Annotated in this window: 1 protein-coding gene; it reads right to left on the bottom strand. The window is 64.7% G+C overall.

The features are described 5' to 3' along the window. Nucleotides 1-75: 75 nt before the first annotated feature. The coding region (locus BST28_RS22975) for an IS256 family transposase (protein WP_109560782.1) at nt 76-870 on the bottom strand (795 nt) is incomplete at its 5' end.

An 870-nucleotide genomic window follows, 5' to 3' on the forward strand; every position in this document is an offset into this window, starting at 1 on the left:
GATAGCGTCCCAGGGAGTGGTGGACTTCGGATCTGGCGTGGTTCACGCGTCGCGATCAACGAGTCGTGTTGAACGCTAGGCGATTTGGTGTTGTTTGGCAAGTGCTGCCGCGGCGTTTTTCTTGTCGATGACGGCCCGTAGCTCGTCCATGGAGACGTCGGACAGATAGCGGCGGGTGACCTGCCACTCGTCGTGGGCTTCGATGACCACCGCGGTGGCCAGGCGCAGGAACGCCGCCGGGTTGGGGAAGATCTCCACGACATCAGCGCGGCGCTTGATCTCCTTGTTGAGCCGCTCGATGGGATTGTTCGACCAGATCTTCTGCCAGTGGGCCCGCGGGAACGCGGTGAACGCCAGCACGTCGGTCTTGGCTTCGCTCATCATGGCCGCGACCTTCGGGAAGCTGGGGGCCAGGGTGTCGGCGACCCGATCCCACTGATCGGCGACCTCGGCCGGGTCGGTGTGGGCGAAGATCGTCTTGACCGCCGCGGTCACCGCCGGCGCATGCTTGGCGGCGACCGCGGTGTGTAGGTTGCGCATGAAATGCACCCGGCACCGCTGCCACGACGATCCCGTGAACTGTTGTGCCACTGCGGCTTTCAGGCCAGCATGCGCGTCGGAAATAACCAGATGCACCCCGGACAGGCCACGCGCTTTCAGTGATGCGAGGAACTCGCGCCAGAACTCGAAGGACTCACTGTCACCGACGGCGGTGCCCAACACCTCCCGGGTGCCGTCGATGGACACCCCGGTGGCCACCACCAAGGCCTGAGAGACCACGTGCGCCCCGATGCGGACCTTGCAGAACGTCGCATCGCAGAACACGTACGGAAACGCGGTGTGGGCCAAGCTGCGGGTGCGAAACGCCTC

The sequence above is a fragment of the Mycolicibacter kumamotonensis genome (assembly GCF_002086285.1).
Classification (GTDB): Bacteria; Actinomycetota; Actinomycetes; order Mycobacteriales; family Mycobacteriaceae; genus Mycobacterium; species Mycobacterium kumamotonense.